At 62.1% G+C, this 23,503-nt stretch carries 22 protein-coding genes; 10 read left to right on the plus strand and 12 right to left on the minus strand.

Going from position 1 to position 23,503, the window contains the following annotated elements; all coding sequences use genetic code 11:
* Both ACQ6S1_RS02950 and ACQ6S1_RS02955 read right to left on the minus strand, forming a co-directional pair.
* Positions 1 to 459: a DUF192 domain-containing protein gene (locus ACQ6S1_RS02950; RefSeq protein WP_445039658.1), complete on the minus strand. Its 459-nt coding sequence runs from the start codon at positions 457 to 459 to the stop codon at positions 1 to 3.
* A gap of 7 nt (positions 460 to 466) precedes the next feature.
* On the minus strand, positions 467 to 1,024 hold the full coding sequence (locus tag ACQ6S1_RS02955; RefSeq protein ID WP_445039659.1) for a cold-shock protein: 558 nt from the start codon (positions 1,022 to 1,024) through the stop codon (positions 467 to 469).
* A gap of 244 nt (positions 1,025 to 1,268) precedes the next feature.
* Between ACQ6S1_RS02955 and gloA the strand changes: the two genes are divergently transcribed.
* Positions 1,269 to 1,709 carry a lactoylglutathione lyase gene (gloA, locus tag ACQ6S1_RS02960; RefSeq protein WP_445039660.1) on the plus strand — a complete coding sequence of 147 codons (441 nt, stop codon included), beginning with the start codon at positions 1,269 to 1,271 and terminating at the stop codon, positions 1,707 to 1,709.
* Between the two features lie 2 nt (positions 1,710 to 1,711).
* Positions 1,712 to 2,548 (plus strand): 3-mercaptopyruvate sulfurtransferase, encoded by an 837-nt coding sequence (gene sseA / locus ACQ6S1_RS02965; RefSeq protein ID WP_445039661.1) that lies wholly within the window; start codon positions 1,712 to 1,714, stop codon positions 2,546 to 2,548.
* Here the strand turns inward: sseA and ACQ6S1_RS02970 are convergent.
* Entirely contained in the window at positions 2,532 to 3,695 is a 1,164-nt protein-coding gene (locus ACQ6S1_RS02970) for an AI-2E family transporter (RefSeq protein WP_445039662.1), read from the minus strand. The genes sseA and ACQ6S1_RS02970 overlap by 17 nt on opposite strands.
* Positions 3,696 to 3,825: 130 nt before the next feature.
* Between ACQ6S1_RS02970 and metC the strand changes: the two genes are divergently transcribed.
* Positions 3,826 to 5,001, plus strand: a complete 1,176-nt coding sequence (metC, locus tag ACQ6S1_RS02975; protein ID WP_445039663.1) for a cystathionine beta-lyase — start codon at positions 3,826 to 3,828, stop codon at positions 4,999 to 5,001.
* Between the two features lie 51 nt (positions 5,002 to 5,052).
* Here the strand turns inward: metC and ACQ6S1_RS02980 are convergent, their stop codons facing one another.
* Both ACQ6S1_RS02980 and ACQ6S1_RS02985 read right to left on the minus strand, forming a co-directional pair.
* Positions 5,053 to 5,328, minus strand: a complete 276-nt coding sequence (locus ACQ6S1_RS02980; RefSeq protein WP_445039664.1) for a hypothetical protein — start codon at positions 5,326 to 5,328, stop codon at positions 5,053 to 5,055.
* A 175-nt stretch (positions 5,329 to 5,503) separates the two neighbouring features.
* Positions 5,504 to 6,043 (minus strand): single-stranded DNA-binding protein, encoded by a 540-nt coding sequence (locus tag ACQ6S1_RS02985; RefSeq protein WP_445039665.1) that lies wholly within the window; start codon positions 6,041 to 6,043, stop codon positions 5,504 to 5,506.
* A 245-nt stretch (positions 6,044 to 6,288) separates the two neighbouring features.
* Between ACQ6S1_RS02985 and uvrA the strand changes: the two genes are divergently transcribed.
* The 3 genes from uvrA to ACQ6S1_RS03000 all read left to right on the plus strand — a co-directional run bounded on the left by uvrA (position 6,289) and on the right by ACQ6S1_RS03000 (position 11,032).
* Positions 6,289 to 9,168 (plus strand): excinuclease ABC subunit UvrA, encoded by a 2,880-nt coding sequence (gene uvrA, locus ACQ6S1_RS02990; RefSeq protein WP_445039666.1) that lies wholly within the window; start codon positions 6,289 to 6,291, stop codon positions 9,166 to 9,168.
* Positions 9,169 to 9,311: 143 nt separating this feature from the next.
* Complete coding sequence (locus tag ACQ6S1_RS02995) at positions 9,312 to 9,800, plus strand: hypothetical protein (protein ID WP_445039667.1); 489 nt, start codon at positions 9,312 to 9,314, stop codon at positions 9,798 to 9,800.
* Between the two features lie 8 nt (positions 9,801 to 9,808).
* Positions 9,809 to 11,032: a TIGR03862 family flavoprotein gene (locus ACQ6S1_RS03000; RefSeq protein ID WP_445039668.1), complete on the plus strand. Its 1,224-nt coding sequence runs from the start codon at positions 9,809 to 9,811 to the stop codon at positions 11,030 to 11,032.
* Here the strand turns inward: ACQ6S1_RS03000 and ACQ6S1_RS03005 are convergent.
* Positions 11,029 to 11,472: a diacylglycerol kinase gene (locus ACQ6S1_RS03005; protein ID WP_445039669.1), complete on the minus strand. Its 444-nt coding sequence runs from the start codon at positions 11,470 to 11,472 to the stop codon at positions 11,029 to 11,031. The two genes, ACQ6S1_RS03000 and ACQ6S1_RS03005, sit on opposite strands and share 4 nt — an antisense overlap.
* Positions 11,473 to 11,524: 52 nt before the next feature.
* Between ACQ6S1_RS03005 and trmFO the strand changes: the two genes are divergently transcribed.
* On the plus strand, positions 11,525 to 12,928 hold the full coding sequence (trmFO, locus tag ACQ6S1_RS03010) for a methylenetetrahydrofolate--tRNA-(uracil(54)-C(5))-methyltransferase (FADH(2)-oxidizing) TrmFO (protein ID WP_445039670.1): 1,404 nt from the start codon (positions 11,525 to 11,527) through the stop codon (positions 12,926 to 12,928).
* Positions 12,929 to 13,043: 115 nt separating this feature from the next.
* Positions 13,044 to 13,748: a transcriptional repressor LexA gene (gene lexA / locus ACQ6S1_RS03015; RefSeq protein WP_445039671.1), complete on the plus strand. Its 705-nt coding sequence runs from the start codon at positions 13,044 to 13,046 to the stop codon at positions 13,746 to 13,748.
* Positions 13,749 to 13,772: 24 nt separating this feature from the next.
* On the opposite strand, the gene ACQ6S1_RS03020 is transcribed toward lexA, so the two are convergent.
* On the minus strand, positions 13,773 to 15,866 hold the full coding sequence (locus ACQ6S1_RS03020) for a ComEC/Rec2 family competence protein (protein WP_445039672.1): 2,094 nt from the start codon (positions 15,864 to 15,866) through the stop codon (positions 13,773 to 13,775).
* 288 nt (positions 15,867 to 16,154) lie between these two features.
* On the opposite strand from ACQ6S1_RS03020, the gene gltX reads away from it, so the two are divergent.
* The gene (gene gltX / locus ACQ6S1_RS03025; RefSeq protein ID WP_445040248.1) at positions 16,155 to 17,579 is read left to right on the plus strand and encodes a glutamate--tRNA ligase; all 1,425 of its coding nucleotides are present in this window, start codon (positions 16,155 to 16,157) and stop codon (positions 17,577 to 17,579) included.
* Positions 17,580 to 17,687: 108 nt separating this feature from the next.
* On the plus strand, positions 17,688 to 18,980 hold the full coding sequence (gltA, locus tag ACQ6S1_RS03030) for a citrate synthase (RefSeq protein ID WP_445039673.1): 1,293 nt from the start codon (positions 17,688 to 17,690) through the stop codon (positions 18,978 to 18,980).
* 143 nt (positions 18,981 to 19,123) lie between these two features.
* Here gltA and lpxB read toward each other — a convergent pair whose 3' ends face one another.
* The 5 genes from lpxB to lpxD are packed head-to-tail and all read right to left on the minus strand — an operon-like array spanning position 19,124 to position 23,490.
* A complete protein-coding gene (gene lpxB / locus ACQ6S1_RS03035) occupies positions 19,124 to 20,281 on the minus strand; it encodes a lipid-A-disaccharide synthase (protein ID WP_445039674.1) in 1,158 nt (385 codons plus the stop codon).
* Entirely contained in the window at positions 20,278 to 21,144 is an 867-nt protein-coding gene (locus ACQ6S1_RS03040; protein ID WP_445039675.1) for an LpxI family protein, read from the minus strand. Before ACQ6S1_RS03040 ends, lpxB begins: the two co-directional genes overlap by 4 nt.
* Positions 21,145 to 21,148: 4 nt before the next feature.
* Complete coding sequence (gene lpxA, locus ACQ6S1_RS03045; RefSeq protein WP_445040249.1) at positions 21,149 to 21,949, minus strand: acyl-ACP--UDP-N-acetylglucosamine O-acyltransferase; 801 nt, start codon at positions 21,947 to 21,949, stop codon at positions 21,149 to 21,151.
* Positions 21,950 to 22,420, minus strand: coding sequence for a 3-hydroxyacyl-ACP dehydratase FabZ (fabZ, locus tag ACQ6S1_RS03050; protein ID WP_445039676.1), 471 nt, complete (start codon positions 22,418 to 22,420; stop codon positions 21,950 to 21,952).
* Positions 22,417 to 23,490, minus strand: a complete 1,074-nt coding sequence (gene lpxD / locus ACQ6S1_RS03055) for a UDP-3-O-(3-hydroxymyristoyl)glucosamine N-acyltransferase (RefSeq protein ID WP_445040250.1) — start codon at positions 23,488 to 23,490, stop codon at positions 22,417 to 22,419. The genes fabZ and lpxD overlap by 4 nt, the downstream gene beginning before the upstream one ends.
* Positions 23,491 to 23,503: the final 13 nt, after the last annotated feature.

Consider the following 23,503-nt stretch of genomic DNA (forward strand, 5'->3'; position numbering starts at 1 on the left):
CTAGCGGCCGCGCCCGATCAGGGCGTGCTCCACCCGGGTGCCGCGCTTGATGCCCAGTCGTTCGGAAATGCCGCCCGGCACTTCGAGCACGAAGCGCACCGGGCTCCCGGAATCGACCAGCCGCGTCGACAACGGCGTCGCACGATGTTCCACCCTCTGCACCACGCCATCCGAACGGATGAAGATCATGTCGAGCGAGATGTAGGTGTTCTGCATCCAGAACGAGACCTCGCGCTCCTCCTCGAAATCGAACAGCATGCCACGATCATCCGCCAGATCGCGGCGATACATGAGCCCCTGCTCGCGGCTCCGGTCCGTGTTGGCGATTTCGACCTGGAATTCGTGCGCGCCGGACTCGGTGCGGGCCGTCAGGGGGCTGAAATCCGCGGCTATGGCCGGGACGAACTGACCTGCCCAAAGGCAAACGCAAACCAGCAGGGCCGCAACGAACCGCATCATGGGCGCCCTAATGAGACGCGGGCACCTGCCCGACACCATCGGGCAGAACCTCGGCGGCCATGAGACCTTTCGGTCCATCGCCGTAGCGCACCAGAACCGTCTGACCCGGCTTCAACTCGGTGAGGCCGTAGCGCCGCAGCGTTTCCATGTGGACGAAAATGTCCGGAGTGCCTTCGCCGCAGGTGAGAAAACCGAAGCCTTTCAGCCGGTTGAACCATTTGACCTCGGCCCGCTTGAGCGGACTCGTGGGGGCGACGTGAACATGAGTGCGCGGGGGAAGTTCCGCCGGGTTGACCGCGGTGGAGGTGTCCATCGACAAAACGCGGAACACCTGACGGCCCTTGGGGCGCGCCTCCGCCTCGCACACGATGCGGGTGCCTTCGCTGGCTGTCTGATAGCCGTCCCTCCGCAGGCAGGTCACATGCAAAAGCACGTCGGCACCGCCATCGTCGGGCACGATGAAACCATAGCCTTTGGATACGTCGAACCATTTGATGACGCCGCTGACTTCGACCAGTTCGAGCGATCCCTGATCGCCGGCACTGCTGGAATCCGCCGCCATCATTCCTTTTCGATCGTGCAGCCCATCAGAACTCATAAAATGCCGCCGCTCACACGGGCGTAACGCCCGCCCAATTCTCAATCCACGATAGCAGCACTATAGCCTGCGCAAAGCGAAAAGTGGCTTCTTCATGGCGTCCGCTTCGTGTTGTTGCAGCCGTGCACACCTCAATAGGAGGAGACTGCCTCTTGAGAACGCCGGGCAAGCGCATAGTTTCCCCTTCCCAGCCATGTTTACGAGGATTCCCATGCGCTATCTCCACACCATGGTCCGCGTTCGCGACATCGACGCGTCCCTCGATTTCTATTGTCGGAAGTTTGGCATGGTCGAGACCAAGCGGAAGGAAGTGCCCGAGGGCCGGTACACGCTGATCTTCCTGGCCGCGCCCGACGACAAGGATTCCGCGATCGCGGGCCGTGCGCCGGAACTGGAGCTGACCTACAATTGGGATCCGGAAGATTACGACGAGGGCCGCAATTTCGGCCATCTGGCCTTCGAGGTCGATGACATCTACGCAATCTGCGAGAAGCTGCAGAAGGACGGCGTGACCATCAACCGCCCGCCCCGCGACGGGAACATGGCCTTTATCCGCTCGCCGGATAACATCTCCATCGAACTGCTTCAGAAGGGCCCAGCACTTCCCAAGCAGGAGCCGTGGGCCTCCATGCCAAACACCGGGAAGTGGTGAGCATGACTGCAGCCCTGGTCTCAACGGAATGGCTGGCCGCGCATCTCGGCCAGCCGGATATCGCGATCGTCGACGCCTCCTGGCACATGCCGGACGCGAACCGCGATGCACGCGCCGAATTCCTCGACGCTCACCTTCCCGGCGCGGTGCACTTCGACATCGATCGGATCGCTGATCTCTCGTCCGGTTTGCCGCACACCTTGGCCGACGAGGCGGTGTTTGCCGAGGCCGCCGGCGCGCTCGGCATTTCAGAAGACCAGACGATTGTTGTCTATGAGGCGGGCGGCCTGTTCGCGGCGGCGCGTGTATGGTGGAACTTCCGCATCATGGGTGCGGAGAAGGTCTTCATCCTCGACGGGGGTCTCACGAAATGGACGGCAGAAGGCCGCCCGGTGGACCGGGGTGAGGTTCATCCCCAACCCAGGACATTCCTCCCCAGGATCGACCACGGCGCGGTGGCGCATCTCGACGACATGAAGGCAGCGCTCGACGCCGATATCCAGATCGTCGACGCGCGATCGCCCGGCCGCTATTCGGGCCAGGAAGCCGACCCGCGCGCCGGTGTGCGCTCCGGGCATGTTCCCGGCAGCCACAATGTCCATTACCGAACATTGCTGACACCGGACGGACGCCTGAAAGATGCCGCCGGCCTTTCGGCGGCCTTCAATGCCGGCGGCGTAGACCCTGCGCGCGCCATGATCACGACTTGCGGCTCCGGTGTCACGGCGGCCATCCTCGCTCTGGCAGTGCACCAGCTCGGCCAAGAAGTGCCGCGGCTCTACGACGGCTCGTGGTCGGAATGGGGCAGCCGCGACGACGTGCCTATCGCGCAGGCGTAACCTGCGGCGCCGGCTCAGCGGGAGGCGGCGTCTCTCGCTGGTCCGATGTGGACAGAAACTGGCCCAGCGCATCCAGCCCTTCCACATGATCGGAAAACACCTTGATCATGACGAGCACCGGCACAGCGATGAGCGCACCCACGATGCCCCACAGCCAGCCCCAGAGCGCCACGGAAATGAGGATCGCCACAGCGTTCATCTCCAGACGCCGCCCCACGATCATGGGCGTCATGAACTGGCCCTCGGCCACAGCCACCACCGCGTAGATGGCCGGCGCAAGCAGCGCGTATCCGACGGTCGGGAACGAAACGAGAGCCACGGCGAACACGAGGCCGCAGCCGATGGCGGCCCCGATATAGGGGATGAAGGCGAGGAAGAAGGCGAGAACACCCCATAGAAGCGGGTTGGGCATGCCGATCACCGCCATGCCGATGCCGACCGCTGCGCCATAAGCGACATTGATGCCGGTGATCGTGAGGAGATAGCGCGACACTTCCCGTTCGATGTCGCGGGAGATGTGCACCGCCCTCTTCTTGTCGCTCAGCGTGGGCAGAACCTTCACCAGCTTCTCGCGGAACAAATCGCCCGCGGCGAGCAGAAACAGCAGAAGCACTAGGGTCAGGCCGACTTTGGCCAGGATAGCCGGTGCGCCAGTCGCGGCGCGGTTCAGCAGGCCGGGCTGCTTCAACACCACGCGCTGCACGTTCGGATCGTCCTTGCCGCCCAGTTCGCTGACCTGCTCGTTGACCTGCAGCACGAAGCCGAGAGAATTGCGCACAACCGACAATTTCTCCTGGATCTCTCGGCTGATACGAGGAGCGTTGTCGATCCATTCCGAAACGGGCCCGCTGAGGAAATAGCCGCCTGCACCCAGGATCGAAACGAGCCAGATCACGATGAGGGTCGCGCTCGCGGCGGGCGGGATACCCAGACGGCCGAAAAACCGGACGATGGGGCTGAGCAGGATGGCAAACAGGAACGCCAGCGCAATCGGGATCAGCAGGTCCTGAGCAAAATAGAGCGCGCCCATCAAGGAGAGGATGAACAAACCGATGATGGAGGTGCGCACAAGGCCCTGCATCGTCACGATGATCGGTGCGGTGCGTTCGCCTTTAGAGGCAGCCGGCTGTGGTTCGAGAGAGGTCATGGGAACGTCCGGCTTGGTGGGCAGCCTGCATCAACGCCGGAGGGTGATGGGCGTTCCGCTTGGAAATTGATCTTGCGCGGCGCAGTCGATCTCCCGAAACTCGCGCGATACCATGACATCCAGAGATCCCATGTCCTCTTCTGACGATGACCTGAAGGCACGCGGTCCGAACACCCGCCTCGTTTCACTCGGCCGCATGCCGTCGGAGCATTACGGCTTCGTCAACACGCCCGTGTTCCATGGCTCCACCGTGCTCTATGCAAATGCGGACGATTTTTTCGCAAACCGCATCCGCTATTCCTACGGGCGCCGCCACACGCCCACCATAGACGCGCTGGCCGATGCGATGACCGAGCTGGAGGGGGCGGCGGGCAGCGTGCTGACACCGTCCGGGCTGTCGGCCGTTACCACAGGCATTCTCGCGGCCGTGGGGGCGGGAGACCACCTCCTCATGGCAGACAGCGTCTATCATCCGACGCGCCATTTCTGCGACGGATTGCTAAAACGGCTGGGCGTGGAGACCACCTATTACGATCCTCTCGTCGGCGCGGGCATCGCCGATCTGATTCGGCCGAACACGAAAGCCGTGTTCACCGAAAGCCCAGGCTCCCTCACCTTCGAGATGCAGGATATTCCAGCCATCGCGAAAGCCGCCCACACGGCCGGCGCACTCGTGCTCATGGACAATACATGGGCAACGCCCCTGCTGTTCGACGCACTCGGCCATGGTGTCGACATCTCGATCCAAGCCGGCACGAAATATGTATCCGGCCATTCCGACGTTCTCATCGGCTCGGTGTCCGCCAATGCGAAAGCGTGGCCGCGGCTACGCGATACGCACGGAGATCTGGGCCTGAGCGTTGGACCGGACGATGTCTATCTCGCGCTACGTGGCCTGCGGACCTTGGGCGTGCGGCTTCAGCGGCATCAGGCCTCTGGTCTAGCCGTAGCTCGATGGCTGGCTGAGCGACCGGAGGTTGCACGGGTGCTTCACCCGGCGCTCGAAAGCGATCCTGGACATACCATCTGGAAACGCGATTTCCGGGGCTCCTGCGGCCTGTTCGGTCTTGAACTTAAACCGGTCGATAATGCACGCATACGTGGCTTCCTCGACGAACTTAAGCTGTTCGGAATGGGCTATTCCTGGGGTGGGTTCGAGAGCCTCATCATCCCTTTCGACACTTCCAAAGAACGATCCTTGCCTTCGCCGTTCGAAGGCCAGACGTTGCGCATCCACATCGGCCTGGAAGAGGTGGACGACCTGATCGCCGATCTCGATGCCGGGCTTGCTCGTCTCACCCAATAAAAAAAGCCGGCCGTCTTTTGACGGCCGGCGTTTATTTCGGATCGCGGCAGCCTACTTCACGGGCTGGCGGATCTCGTCCTTGTTCTCGTCCGTCGGCGTCGCGCCTGGCTTCTGAGATTCGGACTTCTCGATCTGCGAGGGCGCCATAGGCTCTTGGGTCGCGCTGCGGCCCATCATGCCGGAATCCTTGTGCGATTCCTTTGCGCCTTCCAACTGGCTTTCCGTGCGCCCCATATCGGAGTTCACAGTGCCGGAGGGCGTCGTCTGTGCGAGAGCCGGCGTTGCGGCAAACAGAGCGAGCGCAGGAAGCAAAATGATCTTCTTCATGGTCATTCTCCCTCAATATTCAGCCGACGCTGAGAATTAGCGTCGGGTTCAGAGGGACAATCCGCGGCAATATGGAAGGTTCCAGGCTTGGCGATTTGTGGAAAGCGTCATCACCGATCTGTTAACATGGTCTCGGTACTCTTTCGCACGGTTCGAAACCTGCTTTGCTCATTGTCTAGAACGGGATTTCATCGTCGATGATATCGCCCATTCGGCCGCCAGCTCCCCCGCCTCCGCCGTAATTTCCGCCGCCACGGTTCTCACCACCACCGGACGAGCGATTGCCGTAACCGCCGCCGCCACCGGAGCGGCCGAAATCGCCGCCGCCGCCGTAATCGTCATCGCCGCCCGAGGCGCCACCACCACGGCCGTCGAGCATGGTCAGCACAGAATTGAAGCCCTGCAGCACGATCTCGGTCGAGAACTTCTCGGCGCCCGATTGGTCGGTCCATTTGCGCGTCTGCAATGCACCTTCAACATAAACCTTGGCGCCCTTCTTCAGATATTGCTCCGCAACCTTGCAGAGCCCCTCATTAAAGATCACCACGCGGTGCCATTCCGTCTTCTCGCGGCGCTCACCGGAATTGCGGTCGCGCCACGTATCCGTGGTCGCCAGCCGCAGATTGGCGATGGGCTTGCCGTCTTGCGTACGGCGGATTTCCGGATCGGCTCCGAGATTGCCGATCAGAATGACCTTGTTGACGCTGCCGGCCATGACCATCTCCTGTTTGGGCTGGGCGCGCACCCTATTGCCGAACCGCCTTCGCGGAAACCCGCCGCGGACTTGTCCACATGAGGTGGCGGCCTTTGCACCCCGGTCAAGCTCCCGCTTGTCGACATCACTATTGTTCCTGATATGTTCCTAATAGAGACGACTCGGAAGCGCAAGATCGCTATGCTTTACTTCACCCGTTCCGGCGTGCGGGATCGCCGGCGCCCTCCCATGCGTTTGGCAATTCGATGACTGGAAAGATGATCTCCATTCGCGGGGCCCGCGAACACAATCTCAAGAATGTCGATCTCGACATTCCCCGCGACAAGCTCGTGGTGATGACCGGGCTTTCTGGTTCCGGGAAGTCATCGCTCGCCTTCGACACGATCTATGCCGAGGGGCAAAGGCGCTATGTCGAGAGCCTGTCGGCCTATGCGCGCCAGTTTCTGGAGATGATGCAGAAGCCGGACGTGGACAGCATCGAAGGCCTTTCGCCGGCCATCTCGATCGAGCAGAAGACCACGTCCAAGAATCCGCGCTCCACGGTCGGCACGGTCACCGAGATCTACGATTACATGCGTCTTCTTTGGGCGCGTGTCGGCATTCCCTATTCGCCCGCGACCGGCTTGCCGATCGAAAGCCAGACCGTCAGCCAGATGGTGGATCGGGTGATGGCGCTGCCTGAGGGCGCGCGGCTTTATCTGCTGGCTCCCGTGGTGCGCGGCCGCAAGGGCGAATACCGCAAGGAGATCGCCGAATTTCAGAAGAAGGGCTTCCAGCGGCTAAAAGTCGATGGCGAGTTCTACGCCATCGAGGACGCCCCGGCCCTCGACAAGAAGCTGAAGCATGACATCGAGGTCGTGGTGGACCGCATCGTCGTGCGGCCCGATATCGCGGCGCGCCTGGCCGACAGCTTTGAGACGGCGCTCGGCCTCGCAGAAGGCATCGCCTTCATCGAATATGCCGATGAAAAGGATGAGAAGGGCGCAGCGAAGCGCATCACCTTCTCGCAAAAATTCGCCTGTCCGGTCTCCGGCTTCACCATCGCCGAGATCGAACCGCGCCTGTTCTCGTTCAACAATCCGTTCGGGGCCTGCCCCGCCTGCGGCGGCATCGGCCATGAAATGCGCATCGATGCGGCCCGCATCGTTCCCGACGAGACCCGAACCCTCAAGGGAGGCGCGATCGCGCCCTGGGCGAAGTCGACCTCGCCTTTTTACGGCCAGACCCTGACAGCGCTTGCGAAGCATTACGGCTTCAAGCTCACCACGCCCTGGCAGGAGCTTCCGGAAAAGGCACGCGATGTCATTCTTCGGGGCTCGGGCAGCGAGAAAATCCCTTTCGTCTACGATGACGGTCTGCGCGCCTACGAGACCCGCAAGACCTTCGAGGGCGTCGTCACCAATCTGGAGCGGCGCTGGAAGGAAACCGAGAGCGATTGGGCGCGCGAGGAGATCGGCAAATATATGGGTGAGACGCCCTGCGCGGCCTGCGGCGGCGCTCGTCTCAAACCGGAAGCGCTGGCGGTCAAGATTGGCATGCGCACCATTTCCGCGGTGACGGAGCTCTCCGTGACGGCAGCAAGCGACTGGTTTACCGCCCTGCCCGAACAACTCACGCCGAAGCAGAACGAAATCGCCGGCCGCATCCTGAAGGAGATCCGTGACCGGCTGCGTTTTCTCGTCGATGTCGGCCTGACCTATCTGACGCTCGGTCGCGCCTCGGGCACCTTGTCGGGCGGCGAGAGCCAGCGCATCCGCCTTGCTTCGCAGATCGGGTCCGGCCTCACCGGCGTGCTTTATGTGCTGGATGAGCCGTCCATCGGCCTGCATCAGCGCGACAACGAGCGCTTGCTGGAAACGTTGAAGCGCCTGCGCGATCTCGGCAACACGGTCGTGGTGGTCGAGCATGATGAGGACGCGATCCGTCTTGCCGACTTCGTGGTCGACGTCGGCCCCGGCGCGGGCATCCATGGCGGGCAGATCATTGCGCAGGGCACACCGGAAGAAGTGATGGCCCACCCGGCCAGCCTCACCGGAAAATACCTCACCGGCGAGATGATGGTTCCGGTGCCGAAGACGCGCCGCAAGTTCGACAAGAAGCGCACGTTGAAAGTGACCGGCGCGCGCGAGAACAACCTCAGAAACGTCACGGCGGAAATCCCGCTCGGCACCTTCACCTGCATCACCGGCGTCTCCGGCGGCGGAAAATCGAGCCTTCTGATCGACACCGTGTTCAAGGCCGTGGCGCGCCGCCTCAATGGTGCCAACGATCATCCCGGCGCGCACGATGCGATCTTCGGGCTCGAACACCTCGACAAGGTGATCGACATTGACCAATCGCCGATCGGCCGCACGCCGCGTTCGAATCCGGCGACCTACACGGGCGCCTTTACGCCGATCCGTGAATGGTTTGCCAACCTTCCCGAGGCGAAGACCCGGGGTTATCAGGCGGGGCGCTTCTCGTTCAACGTCAAAGGCGGGCGCTGCGAGGTCTGCCAGGGCGATGGTGTCATCAAGATCGAGATGCACTTTCTGCCGGACGTCTATGTGACGTGCGACGTCTGCAAAGGTCGGCGCTACGATCGTGAGACATTGGAAGTTTTTTATCGTGGCAAGAGCATAGCAGACGTTCTTGATATGACGGTGGAGGAAGCCGCCGAGCTGTTCAAGGCGGTTCCGTCTATCCGCGACAAGATGCAGACGCTGGCTCGGGTCGGGCTTGGTTATGTGAAAGTCGGCCAGCAGGCGACGACGCTTTCAGGCGGCGAAGCGCAACGCGTGAAGCTGTCGAAGGAATTGTCACGCCGATCGACGGGGCGCACGCTCTACATTCTCGACGAGCCCACCACCGGCCTGCATTTTCACGATGTGGCAAAGCTCCTGGAGGTGCTCCACGAACTGGTCGATCAGGGCAATTCGGTGGTGGTGATCGAGCACAATCTCGAAGTCATCAAAACCGCCGACTGGATCATTGACATCGGCCCCGAAGGCGGGAGCGGTGGCGGAGAAGTGGTTGCCGCCGGCACGCCCGAGCAGGTGACGAAGGTCGAGCGCAGCCATACCGGCCGCTTCCTGCGCGGAGTTCTCGCAGCCAAGCCCGTGCCGGGAGCACAAGCCGCCGAATAATCGGCGGATCTCTTACGGATACCGCGACAGGTCACGGGAACAGGGCCCGCGCGCTTGTGACTTTCCGAAACTGGACCCGCGCGCCGGCATGTAATATTCGGGTCACGATTATCGTAGTGAACGTTTGGAATCAGGCTGTAAGAATGAGTGTTATCGATAGACCGGACTGGCGCGGCGCCTTGGCGAACGCCCTCATTCCGGTTTCGGTCGCCGCCATCACTTATTGCGTGCTGTTCCTTGGTGGCTTCACGCGCAACAATCCCGCCTTCACCGAACTGCCCTTCGACGCGAACGGCTGGATCGCGGCCCTGGTCTGGATCGGCCTGTTCGGACTTTACGGCATCGCGCGATGGGGCGCTGTGATCGACGGGCCGGAAGGCGAGCGCTTGTCGTGGCTGGTGGTCGCGATGATGGTGTGGACGGTATTCTACGCTTTCATCGGCAGCCAGTTGAGCTCATCAATCTGGCTCGACGCGGCCAATCTGTTCTCGCTGTGTCTGGGTATATTCGTTGCCTCACGCCTCGTACGGCTGTCACGCCGGATCGTGACGTGGCTTATTCCCGCCTTCCTGTGGAAAATGCTGGCCGTGCTCGTCGGGCTTGCCCCGGTGGTCGGCATTCGCCTGTTCTGACCTACGTTATGGCGAAACCCGTCTGCATCATCGGAGGTGGGCCGGCAGGCCTGATCGCGGCGGAGTTTCTAGCCCGCGCGGGACGGTTCGTGATCGTCTTCGATCGCATGCCGAGCCCTGCCCGAAAGTTTCTGATGGCGGGGCGTGGCGGCCTGAACCTCACCCACAGCGAGCCGCCGGAGAAATTCCTCACGCGTTACGGGGAGGCGGCACAGAATCTTGCGGAAGCGATCAACCGCTTTTCGCCCACGTCCCTCAGGAACTGGGCTGAAGGGCTGGACGAAGATACATTTGTTGGCTCGAGCGGACGTATCTTTCCCAAGAGCTTCAAGGCGTCACCCCTTCTGCGCGCCTGGCTACGACGGCTGGACGGACTGGGTGTTCAGATACGGGCGCGCCATTCCTGGCAGGGCTGGGATGCAGACGGCAATGTGCTGTTCGATACTCCGGACGGCCGGATCGGGGTCAAACCCGAAGCCACCCTGCTCTCCCTGGGCGGCGCAAGCTGGCCGCGTCTGGGCTCGAACGCCGCTTGGGTGCCCCTTATCGAGGCACGAGGTGTTCCGGTGAGATCGTTCGAGCCGGCCAATAGCGGCATAGGCTGCGACTGGTCAGACGTGTTTTGCGATCGATTTGCTGGCCAGCCGGTGAAGCGTGTACGTGCGCGAATCGGAAAGGACGTGTCCGAGGGGGAGATGATCGTGACGCGATCCGGACTCGAAGGCGGCGCGATTTACGCCTTGTCGAACTCCATTCGCACCGCCCTTCGCTCCGGCGATGCACGACTGACGCTTGATCTCAAGCCCGATCTGTCACCATCAGACATCGTCCATCGCCTGACGCGGGCGCGTCGACGCGACACCGCAACCAATGTGCTGCGCAAGACGCTCAACCTTCATCCGGTCCAGATCGGACTCTTGCGCGAAGGTGTCGGCAAGGCCCTGCCGGAGAAACCCGATGAGCTCTCAGCGCTGGTGAAAGCGCTTCCCTTGACCATCACGTCCGTACAGGGGCTGGACCGGGCGATCTCCAGCGCCGGCGGGGTGGCATTCGACGCCGTCGATGAGCACTTCATGCTGCGCGGCCTGCCGGGTACGTTCGCGGCTGGCGAGATGCTCGACTGGGAAGCGCCGACGGGAGGCTACCTGCTGCAGGCTTCTTTCAGCACCGGGATTGCGGCTGCGGAAGGCATTCTTCGCTGGCTGGACCAGAACCAACCGGCCGGGCCCTAGGCACCGACCGCCGCACGAGCGCGATCCACCACATCGAACCGTTCCGCCGCCGCCGCCAGCCAGATCAACCCGGCGATCGACAAAGCGCAGAACACAGCCGCCGACCCGAGATCCTTGACCACGCCGATCTTGGGATGGAATTCCGGCGTGACGTGATCGGCCAGTTTCTCCACGGCAGTGTTCAACAATTCCACGGCCATGACCGCCAGGAGCGCGCCGATCATGGCGACATACCATGCGGTGCTGGGCGCGACGAACAAGCCGACAGGCACGGCCATGGCAAAAACCGCGAGCTCCTGACGCAAAGCGGCTTCGCTACGCGCGGCAAATTTCAGCCCGCGCATCGTGTTGAGACCCGCATGATAAAGTCGCGCAATGCCCTGCAATTGCGCGCCGTTTGAGGGCGCGGAGCCGTTGCTGCCGGAATCGTCTGATCTCATGCGCGCAAGCGTAGCAATTGAACGTGACGTTGCTGTCGCATAGCTTCGCCCCATGACACCCATCCATATTGTCGGCGGCGGTCTCGCCGGGTCCGAAGCCGCCTGGCAGATCGCGCAGGCGGGCGTGCCGGTCGTTCTCCACGAAATGCGTCCAGTCCGCTCGACCGAAGCCCACCAGACCCAGAATCTCGCCGAGCTCGTCTGCTCCAACTCCTTCCGCTCGGATGACAGCGAGAGCAACGCCGTAGGCTTGCTGCATTGGGAGATGCGACAACTCGATTCGCTCATCATGCGCATGGCCGACTCGCATCAGGTGCCCGCGGGCGGCGCACTCGCCGTGGACCGGGACGGTTTTTCGGCCGACGTGACCGCAGCGCTGGAAGCCCATCCTCTGGTGACATTGGCTCGTGAAGAGATCGCGGGGCTGCCGCCGGAAGATTGGGACAATGTCATCGTCGCGACCGGCCCCCTCACCTCCGAGGCATTTGCCCAGGCCGTGCGCGATCTGACGGGACGCGATTCCCTGGCCTTCTTCGATGCGATAGCGCCCATCGTGCACTTCGATTCCATCGACATGGATGTGTGCTGGTTCCAGTCGCGTTACGACAAGGCTGGCCCGGGAGGCAGCGGCGCGGACTACATCAACTGCCCGCTGGACCGGGATCAGTACGAGGTCTTCGTGGATGCTCTTCTCACGGGCGAGCGGGTGGACTTCAAGGATTGGGAGGCCACCACCCCATATTTTGACGGCTGCCTGCCGATCGAGGTGATGGCCGAGCGGGGCCGCGAGACCCTGCGCCACGGACCGATGAAGCCCATGGGCCTGACCAATCCGCGCAATCCAAGTGTGAAGCCCTACGCGGTGGTGCAATTGCGCCAGGACAACGCTCTGGGCACCTTGTTCAACATGGTGGGCTTCCAGACCAAGCTGCGCCACGGCGTCCAGGCCGACACGTTTCGGATGATCCCGGGTCTGGAGAAAGCGGAATTCGCCCGTCTTGGCGGCCTGCACCGCAACACGTTTCTCGATTCGCCCAGGCTGCTCGATCGAACGCTCCGCCTGAAGGCGCAGACCCGTTTGCGCTTTGCCGGCCAGATCACCGGATGTGAGGGTTATGTCGAAAGCGCCTCGGTCGGGCTGCTGGCAGGCCGGTTCGCGGCGGACGAGCGGCTGGGCCGGAAACTGGAGATCCCGCCGCCCTTGACGGCCATGGGCGCCCTGCTCGGCCACATCACCGGCGGCCATATCGAAGCCAATGGAGACGAGAACACGAAGCGCAGCTTTCAGCCCATGAATATCAATTTCGGGCTGTTTCCACCCTACGAAGGTGCCTTGAGGGGCGAGAATGGCGAGCGTGTTCGTGGAGCGGCGAAAAGCGCCGCCAAAAAGCGGGCACTGACGGGCCGGGCTAAGGAAGCATTTCAAGCATGGGCAGGTGAGACCGCTGACGGCTGACTGCGTTTCGCGATCCGTCTAAACCATCGTGCAAACCGGATGTTAACCATTGCGGAACACATAAGGAACAGCTACCAATGTGTTCCTGATTTGTTTCGATATTCGGAGAGGCACCATGCTCACGCGTAAGCAGCACGAGCTTCTGCGTTACATCCATGAGCGCCTCAAGGAATCGGGCGTGCCTCCCTCGTTCGACGAGATGAAGGAAGCGCTGAACCTGCGGTCCAAATCCGGCATCCATCGCCTGATCACCGCACTGGAGGAGCGCGGCTTCATCCGCCGGCTGCCCAATCGAGCGCGCGCCCTGGAAGTGCTGAAACTGCCCGAGGCGGTTGCGCCCCGTCTGAGACCCGCAGCCGGCAAGTTCCAGCCCAGCGTGATCGAAGGGGATCTCGGCAAAGCGCGGCTACGGGCTGATGATGACGAGGAAGCGGTGCCGTCCGCGTTCGTGCCCGTCATGGGCCGTATCGCTGCCGGTGTCCCGATCGAGGCGATTCAGACGCGAAGCCACACCATAGCCGTTCCTCCCGAAATGCTGTCCGGCGGCGAGCATTACGCGCTCGAGGTCCGGGGCGATTCGATGATCGAGGCCGGGATTCTCGAAGGTGATCTGGTGGTGATCCGCAAATCGGACACGGCCAATACCGGCGATATCGTCGTGGCCCTTGTCGATGATGAGGAAGCGACCCTGAAGCGGCTGCGCAAACGCGGCGCGTCCATCGCCCTTGAAGCCGCAAACCCGGCATATGAGACGCGTATTTTCGGACCTGACCGCGTGCGGGTTCAGGGACGGCTCGTGGGTCTCATTCGCAGGTATTGAGGCTCGCTCGCCACCGCTTCCGATCTAGAAATCCCCGGTGACGAGGGCCTCTGGATCTGTCTCGTCGTTATCATCTTCGGGCACGGAATCGGCTTCGTTCCCGTCCGAGGCTATCGCGGCGAAGGATGGTCCGGCGGGCGGATGGGTAATCGGGTCCCAGATCCGACGAGCGGTATCGGCGCGCGAGATCGCGAAAGTACCGTCCGGCCGGTGCGTAAGGGCCATGGCGCCACCCTCCGCTAAATCTGTTCCGTCGATAACAAGGCTCTTCGTCCTGCAGTCTGGCGGTGCGATCAACCGCGTCACGACGATCGCTGCGCGTTGGCAATCTTCACGCAGCGCGGCATAGGTCCAATTCAGGGCCAGGAACCCGCCTTTTTCCATCGGAAGCGTGCAGCCGAAGCTGTCGCAATGCACCTCCGCCGCAACGCTCGGATCGCGCGGTGATCGCGTGTCCCCATCTGCGGCAAGCCAGTTCTGCGCCGCGAAACCCGCGAACCGCACCCCACTGACCTGAAGCCGCCCGTCCGGGGCCCTCACCGCTGCCGCGCGACCACCGGCTTCAATGTAGATGTCCGGCCGCCCCGGAAAAGCGGCGAACAGAAGCCCGGCGATGATCGGCGCAATTCCGAGAAGCCGCAGGCGTGTGGTCCATATTGCCGTCCAGCACAGGCCGAGCGCGAGCAGCAAAACACCGACCGGGGAAAAAGCGGCCATCCCGGTATTGGCGCCCGGCCAGGAGGCGATCCAGTACGCGGTCTGGAGCATCAATTCGATGCCATATCCCATGACGATCCAGGCCGGAGCATCCAGCCCAAACGGCATCAATAAGAATCCGATGAGGGCGAAGGGCATGATGAGCGTGCTGACTAGCGGCAGGGCAAGCAGGTTCGACGGCAGGGAATGAAGGGCAATCCGCTGAAAATGGAAGGTCGCGAACGGCGCAGTGGCCAAAGTGGCAAGCACCGTGGTCGCGACGATGCCGCCGAAATACGCAATGACGCGGCCGGATAATCCCGTACGACGGACGTGAGCTTCCTCCTCAAGATGTTGCAGCCGCGCACGCTCATACCAGGCGACAAGCGCCATCACGGCCGCGAAGGACATCTGGAAACTGGGGCCGATCACCGATTCCGGCGTCAGGACGATGGTGCAAAGGGCCGCAAGCGAGAGGTTGCGCATGGTGACCCCCTGGCGGTCGAAGATGACGGCCACGAACACAACGGCGATCATGATGAAGCTGCGCTGCGCTGCAACCTCGACACCCGACAGATACAGGTAACCGCAGGCACCGAGCAGTGCGACGAATGCCCCGATTTTCTTCGCCGGAAAACGAAGTCCGAAGCCCGGAATGAGGACCAGCATCACACGGAGCGCCGTGAACAGCGTGCCGCCGAACAACGCCATATGAAGGCCCGAGATCGAGATGACGTGGTAGAGACCGGCGGTCCGCAGCGCGTCGTTTGCGCTCGTCGAAATATCTCCCCGCTGACCCGTCACCAACGCCGCTGCGATGGCGCCTGCATCGCCTGGCACCACCGCCAAGACACGAGCGGTAATTGCGTTGCGCAATCGGTCGGTCGCGGCCGAAAAGCGACCGCCAAGGGTGAGGGTTGGCGGCTCCAGGATACGGACCGCGCGCCCCTCGCTGCCAACGGCGCCCAATTGCTGGAAAAAGGCCTGCCGGGCGAAATCATAGCCTCCCGGGCGTACGGCACCTGGCGGCGGTCGCCACAGAGCCTCAACCGAAACACGCGCCCCGGCCTGGACCTGACGCGCACCCGTCGCGGAAACCCGGACATAAGTGGGCAATTGGCCAGCAGGCACATTCGCCAGAGTTTCGATGCGGATCAGCAGGCGGGTACGGCCGCGCCCTCGGGGCTCGACACGCTCGACGATGCCGATCGCCTCGCCCCGCACGGATCGCTCAAGAATATGTCCGCGAACCTGTTCCACTCGCAGGGCCGCGGAGAAGAAGCCTCCCGCGACGATGGTGGCGACGGCACCGGCCATGAACAATCGCGGGCGAGCGCGGGCAGCAAAGGACGCCAGCGCCAAGGCCAGAAATACGGCGCCAGCCACCCAGGCCGATGGGTCCGCCGGAACGGAAAAGAACAACAAGACTCCGGCGATCGCGCAAACCGGGAGCCAAAGAAAAAAGCGACCTCTATCCCGCTCCTCGTCCAGACACCTCGATAGCCAGCCGAACACGGCCCGGCCCACGTCCGAAACTGCCAGGGGGATCGAGGCGGCATAGCGCGCGGATGCGCGATCGCTGCGATCTATGCGTTGCCCCTGGTCGGCCACCCCGTTCCCCTTTTCCCGCGCGGCATGCTACACGGACCCGCGTTGAAAGCCCCAATGCTGGTGCATTTCCCCCATCTCTTCGTCAAAGCGCACACCACCATGTCCGATCCCGTGATTGTTCGTTTCGCACCCTCGCCCACCGGGTTCCTGCATATCGGTGGCGCGCGCACGGCCCTGTTCAATTGGCTGTTTGCAAAATCCAAGGGCGGCAAAATGCTGCTGCGCATCGAGGACACGGATCGCGCGCGCTCCACGCAGGAGGCGATAGATGCCATTCTCGACGGGTTGACCTGGCTCGGCCTCGATTGGGACGGTGATCCGGTCTTCCAGTTCGCACGCGCCGATCGACACCGGGATGTAGTCGAAACGCTCCTGGCGGAGGGTAAAGCCTATCGATGCTATGCCACAGCCGAGGAACTGGAGCAGATGCGCGCCGATGCCCTGGCCGCCGGCCGCCCGCCCCGCTACGACGGGCGCTGGCGCGATCGCGACCCTGCCGAGGCTCCGGCAGGTGCGAAACCCGTCATCCGCCTTCGCGTGAACAATGACGGCGAGACTGTTGTAGAAGATGCCGTGCAGGGCACGGTGACGTTCCCCAATGCCGATCTCGACGACCTCGTATTGCTGCGTTCCGACGGCACGCCGACCTACATGCTGGCCGTGGTTGTGGACGATCACGACATGGGCATCACCGACGTGGTGCGTGGAGTCGACCACCTGACCAACGCCGCCCGGCAGATTCAGATCTACCGGGCGCTTGGGTGGAATGTTCCCCGCATGGCGCACATCCCGCTCATCCATGGTTCGGATGGCGCAAAACTCTCGAAACGGCATGGCGCTCTCGGCGTCGAAGCTTATCGGGAGATGGGATATATGCCGGCAGCGCTTCGCAATTATCTCGTCCGGCTGGGCTGGAGCCATGGAGACCAGGAGATCTTCACCTCGGAGGAGATGATTTCGGCTTTCGACTTCTCCGCCGTCGGTCGATCGCCCTCCCGCTTCGACTATGGCCGCCTAGAGAATCTCAACGGTCATTACATGCGCGCCACGCCCGACGACGAGCTCATGGCATTGTTCGCGGAAGCGCTTCCCTATCTGCCGGGCGGCAAAGCAGCGAAAGCTCGCCTTGATGGTGGACTGTGGGATGCGCTGCGGACCATGCTTCCGTCGATGAAGGAACGCTCAAAGAATTTCATTGAACTGCTTGATAATGCGAGCTTCCTGCTTGTAGACCGACCTCTCCCGCTTGATTTAAAAGCCGACCAGACGCTGAATACAGAGGGCACCCGTGTGCGGGTGGCGCAGCTGGCCGAACGGCTGTCGGCGCTCTCCGACTGGACGGCTGCCGATGCGGAGTCCGAAGTTCGCGCCTATGCGGAGGCTGAGGGCATCAAGCTCGGCCAAGCCGCGCAGCCTCTACGCGCCGCGTTGACGGGAAAGATGGTTTCGCCACCGATTTTCGAGGTGCTGGCGGTTTTGGGCCGGGATGAAAGCCTCGCGCGTCTCCGCGATCAAGCCGCCTGAGCGCCATCCTGCTGCCACATACTTGACCTTGCCGGGTGCGGCAAATTCGCTTAGCTGAACCCGGTTCCGTACCCACGGGATCCTCTCGAACCTGACAAGGATACGCATATGAGCGGGAAGACGGCGACTTTGAATGTCGACGGCAAAACGATCGAACTGCCGATTCTGGAGGGTTCGACCGGGCCTGATGTCATCGACATCTCGAAGCTCTATGCCCAATCTGGAATGTTCACTTACGATCCCGGATTTACCTCGACGGCGAGCTGCGCCTCAAGCATCACCTATATCGATGGTGACGAGGGGGTCCTGAGGTATCGCGGCTATCCCATCGACCAATTGGCCGAGGGCGGCGACTTCCTGGAAACCTGCTATCTGCTGCTGTATGGCGAGCTGCCGACAGCTGCACAAAAGGCCAAGTTCGATCATCGCGTGACGTGCCACACGATGGTGCACGAGCAGATGACGAAGTTCTTTACAGGCTTCCGTCGTGATGCCCATCCGATGGCGGTGATGGTCGCAAGCGTCGGCGCGATGGCCGCTTTCTACCACGATTCAACGGATATTTCCGATCCGGTCGCACGCGAGGTCGCATCCATCCGGATGATCGCCAAGCTGCCGACCCTGGCGGCCATGGCCTACAAGTATAATATTGGGCAGCCGTTCATCTATCCGAAGAACGATCTCGATTACGCCTCCAACTTCCTTCACATGTGCTTTGCGGTTCCTTGTGAGGAATACAAGGTAAACCCAATTTTCGCGAAGGCTTTGGATCGCATCTTCACGCTGCATGCGGATCACGAGCAGAACGCTTCGACGTCGACGGTTCGCCTTGCGGGTTCTTCGGGCGCGAACCCTTTCGCGTGCATCGCGGCCGGTGTCGCCTGCCTGTGGGGCCCTGCCCATGGCGGTGCGAACGAAGCAGCACTGAAGATGCTCGAGGAGATCGGAACGCCGGATCGAATTCCTGAATTCGTGGAAAAGGCCAAGGACAAGAACGATCCATTCCGCCTGATGGGCTTCGGGCACCGCGTGTACAAGAACTACGATCCGCGTGCCAAAATCATGCAGCAGACCGCGCATGAAGTGCTCACCGAGCTCGGCATCAAGGACGACCCATTGCTCGACGTCGCCGTGGAACTCGAAAAGGTGGCGCTGCAGGACGACTATTTCGTGGATCGCAAGCTCTACCCGAATATCGACTTCTATTCGGGTATTACCCTGCGCGCGATGGGCTTCCCCACCGCCATGTTCACGGTTCTCTTCTCGGTCGCCCGCACGGTCGGCTGGATCGCGCAGTGGAAGGAAATGATCGAGGATCCGGAGCAGCGCATCGGTCGCCCGCGTCAGCTTTTCCGCGGCGAAGTGGAACGGCAGTTCACGCCCGTCAAGGATCGCGGCTGACCTCGGCACCGCGACGACCATGCATCACGGATGCGCGTGGGCCTTTAAGAGGACCACGCGCAAATTTTTAAGGCACAATACCAGCCAATCCAGACGCCACTCTGCGCGGCTTCAATTAGCCAAGATGAGCGTCAAGATCGCTTTTACGGTGCCCACCCTGCCTGCCGAAGAACGATATCGGCAGCCCCCTGGCTCGGAGGAGATGCCACCCTCATCCTCTCATCCAGACACGTCAGTGCATCAATCTGAGCCAATCTCTCGGGGGTGTCCGAAAGGAGAAGCTTCAGAGCCTCGGCGAGTGCAGCCGGCGTTGCATCCTGGGCGACGAATTCGGGAATAGCACGCGATCCCAGAACCAGGTTGGGCAGCAGGATATGCTCGGCCTCAAGCCGGATAAACGGCCTCAGTAAGCTCAGCAGCGGCTCGACGCGATACGCTCCGACGAGTGGAATACCCGAGATTGCGAGCTCCAGTGTCACCGTGCCTGATGCGGCAAGCGCAAGATTTCCCTGCCGGAAGGCAGCCAGTTTTTCCGCCTCGCCAGTAACGATCTGCGGACGGACAGGCCATTCCTCAGCGAGACGGCGAATCTCGCCCTCAAGAAGCGGTATCGTGGGGATGGCCACAGCACGCAAATGCTCGCGCGGCAGAAGAGCCAGCGTCGCTCCGAACAGCGGCATATGACGCGCGGCGACCGACGCTCGGCTACCCGGCAGGACAAGAAGGTGAGCGCCTTCGTCGATATCAGGCCGCTCGCCGGCGCTTGGCCGGAACTCGGCAATACGTTCGATCAGGGGATGACCGACATAGGTGCACGCCGGACCGCCGAGACGCTGATGAGCTGCGGGCTCGAATGGCAGGAGCGCCAGCACGTGATCCACATAGGACCGCATCCGTGTGGCCCGGCCAGGCCGCCACGCCCAGACGCTGGGTGACACATAATCCACGACAGGCAGGCCTGGCAACTGCGCCCGCGCACGCCGCGCCACCCGGTGTGTGAAATCCGGACTGTCAATGATGACGAGGACGTCCGGCGGATTGTCGACCACGGCCTGCGCCGTCTGTGCGATGCGCCGCAAGAGCGATGGAAGACGCCGCAGAACCGGGCCGAAGCCCATGACCGCGATCTCCTCCATGGGGAAGAGGGAGTGCATGCCCTCATTTTCCATTCGGGGCCCGCCCACCCCGCGAAAAGCCACCTGCCCTTTCGTCAGATCGCGCAACGCGGCCATCAGCTTGTAACCAAGCTGATCTCCCGAATGCTCGCCCGTCACAAGGAAAATATCGAGCGGCCGCGTCATGGCTTCCCCGCGTCGAAGCCCGCGACGAACAGGCTCGTGCGATCCGCGGTTTCGATCATGGAGGCAGCATCAACAGCCATGACCTCCCCCGCCGCAAATGCGATGCCCGCCAGACCCGCGGCATGAACCTTCTCGACGGTGACGGGGCCAAGCGCCGGAACATCCATTCGGCGATCTTGCCCGAGTTTGGGCGCCTTGACGAAAACTCCGGCGTTCCCATCGAGCCGGAGGCGCCTGGTTTCGCGCAGGTCGGCAATTCGCTGCAGCATCAGATCGGTGCCTTCCGCGGCTTCGACTGCAATGACGCGGCCTCTGGCAACGACCAGGCCCTGACCGACATCGAACGGACTAAGACTGGCCAGCACCTCGAATCCGAGCCGCGCATCGGCGCAATCCTGTGGCGAAGGCGCATGTTTTCCGACGGCACCAGCAGGCAGAAGCAGGCGTGGAGCCACCTCGTGCACGCCACGCACCACCAGTCCGGCCTTCTCGACCGCCTCGGCAAGCGCCGTGAGCAGACGATCATCGCCGCCCTTGAGGGCGCGGAGCAATCTGGGAAGAAGCATGAGGAGGCGCCAGTCCGGACGAAGATCACGCCAATTTGCCGGACGCGTGAGACCGCCGATGAAGAGGATCTCACGAATCCCCTGCGTACTTGCAAGGCCGATCATGCGGCCGAATTGACCGATCCGGATCCAGGCATGAGGAAAGGATTCGATTTGGGAATCCGCGATGCCCGCGAGCCCGATAAGAAAAACCGGACGACCTTGCCGGCTGACCTCCTCTGCCACGGCCAGAGGAAACGAGCCGCCTCCGCACAGGATGGCGAGCGGACCGGCAGCCGCCTCTCGCCCGTCGGGCATGGGCTCAGGTCTCGCTCGCAGAAATGGGCGTGCAGAGCGCACGATCGCCACCAGCCCTTATGAAGTCGACGACTTCCTGAACGATCGCGATATCCGGAAAAGCCGCAGCTACCTCCTCGACACGCTCCTGAAGGCGGCCGGTTTCCGCAAACAGCTGGCGGTAGGCTTGGCGCAACGCGGCAATGGATTCGCGGTCGAACTGACGACGCCGCAAGCCAACGAGGTTTAGCCCGACCAGACGAGCACGATCCCCAACAGCCATTCCAAAGGGGATGAGGTCTTTTTCGAGACCACTCAAGCCACCGACGAAGGCGTGCGAACCAATTCGCGAGAATTGGATCGCGGCCGAGCCGCCGCCCATGATGACATAATCGCCGACTTGAACATGACCGGCGAGCAAAGCGCCATTTGACAGGATGACATGGCTTCCGACGCGACAATCGTGACCGACGTGGGAGTTGGCAAGGAAAGCGCAATGATCGCCGACCCGGGTATGGCCGCCGCCGCCCTCGGTTCCGGCATTCATCGTCACGCCCTCTCGGATCAGACAATCGCTTCCGATGGTGAGGGTCGCGTGCTCACCGCGATATTTCAAATCCTGGGCTTCATGACCGAGAGATGCGAACGGGAAAATGCGCGCGCGGGACCCGATAATAGTGTGGCCCGCGAGAACGACGTGGGAACGAAGCACTGAGCCGTCGCCGAGGTCGACATTTGGACCGACGACACAGAACGGGCCGATCTCGACATCGCTTCCGATGCGGGCTCCATCCTCGACGATGGCGGTCGGGTGGATCTTCAAAATCTACTTCTCGCTGATCATCGCGGACAATTCAGCCTCAGCCACCGTCACGCCGTCGACCTTGGCTTCACCGCGGAACCACCACATACGGGCTCTTTGGCGAATTTTCGTCATGTGAAACTCCACACGATCACCCGGTACCACGGGCTTGCGGAACTTCGCCTTGTCGATGGTCATGAAGTAGACGAGCTGCGGCTTTTGGCTCCGACTTGCGGCAATGCACATGGCCCCCGCAGTTTGGGCCATCCCTTCTACGAGCAGCACACCCGGCATGATGGGCGCACCGGGAAAATGCCCGTTGAAATGGGGCTCGTTCACCGTGACATTCTTGATGCCAATGCCACTCTCGTCCTTGTTGATGTCGATGATACGATCGACCAACAAAAACGGATAGCGGTGAGGCAGAAGCTCAAGCAGGCGACCGATATCGGCCGAGCCAAGCTCAACCCCATTATTTTCGACCGCGTCCGTCACGTATCGCTTCCTTCATTCATGGACTTTGCGCCGCCCATATTCTTCACACCGCGCACAAACTTCCGAACAATTGCGATCTCTCGCATGAGCTCGCGGACAGGCTGAGCGGGAGCGCCTGCAAGCCGCTGCCCGGCAGGCACATTGTTCATCACCCCAGCCTGAGCGCCGATCTGAGTTCCATCGCCGATGGCGATATGACCGACGATCCCTGCCTGTCCGCCGAGAACGACGAAGTCTCCCAAGGTCGTGCTGCCGGAGATACCAGCCTGCGAGACGATTACACAATGACGGCCGATCACCACATTGTGGGCAATCTGGACGAGATTATCGATCTTCGTCCCCTCGCCCACCACAGTATCGCGCGTGCCGCCGCGATCGATGCATGTGCCGGCGCCGATCTCGACATCGTCCTGGATTACGACACGCCCGATTTGCGGAATCTTCAGGTGACCACCCGGACCCATCGCAAATCCGAAGCCGTCCTGCCCGATACGCGCGCCTGAATGCACGATGACGCGATTGCCGAGAAGGGTGTGCACAAGTGTGGCGTTGGCGGCGACAGCGCAATCACGCCCGATCCGGACATTGGCGCCGATGACCGAATTGGCACCGACAGACGTTCCCTCGCCAATTTCAACACCCGGCCCGATGACCGCGCCGAAATCGATCGTGACACCGGACTCCAGCCGGGCCGACGGATGGACCGTCGCGCCGGGGGCAACACCCGTTCCAGCGAAGAGAGGCTCCGGCCGCATGGCAGATGGAAACAGCCGCGCCGCGGCCTTGGCAAACGCGCGATAAGGCTCACGTGATACAAGGAGCGCCGTTCCGGCTGGCGCATCCGTCACGAATCCTGGAGAGACGAAACATGCACCGGCTCGCGTTGAGCGGAAGTCGGACGCGTAGGATTTATTGTCAAGGAAAGAAAGGTCGTCCGGTCCGGCACGTTCCAAGGGACCGATGCCCGAGACCTCGCGGTCGGTATCGCCCCGCAGCTCTGCACCGGTCAGTTCAGCGAGAACTCGGAGAGATATCGGGGACGGCTCAGGAAAAAAGCGGGGATCACCCATCATATCACCCGCG

The sequence above is a fragment of the Terrihabitans aquatilis genome, assembly GCF_052542005.1.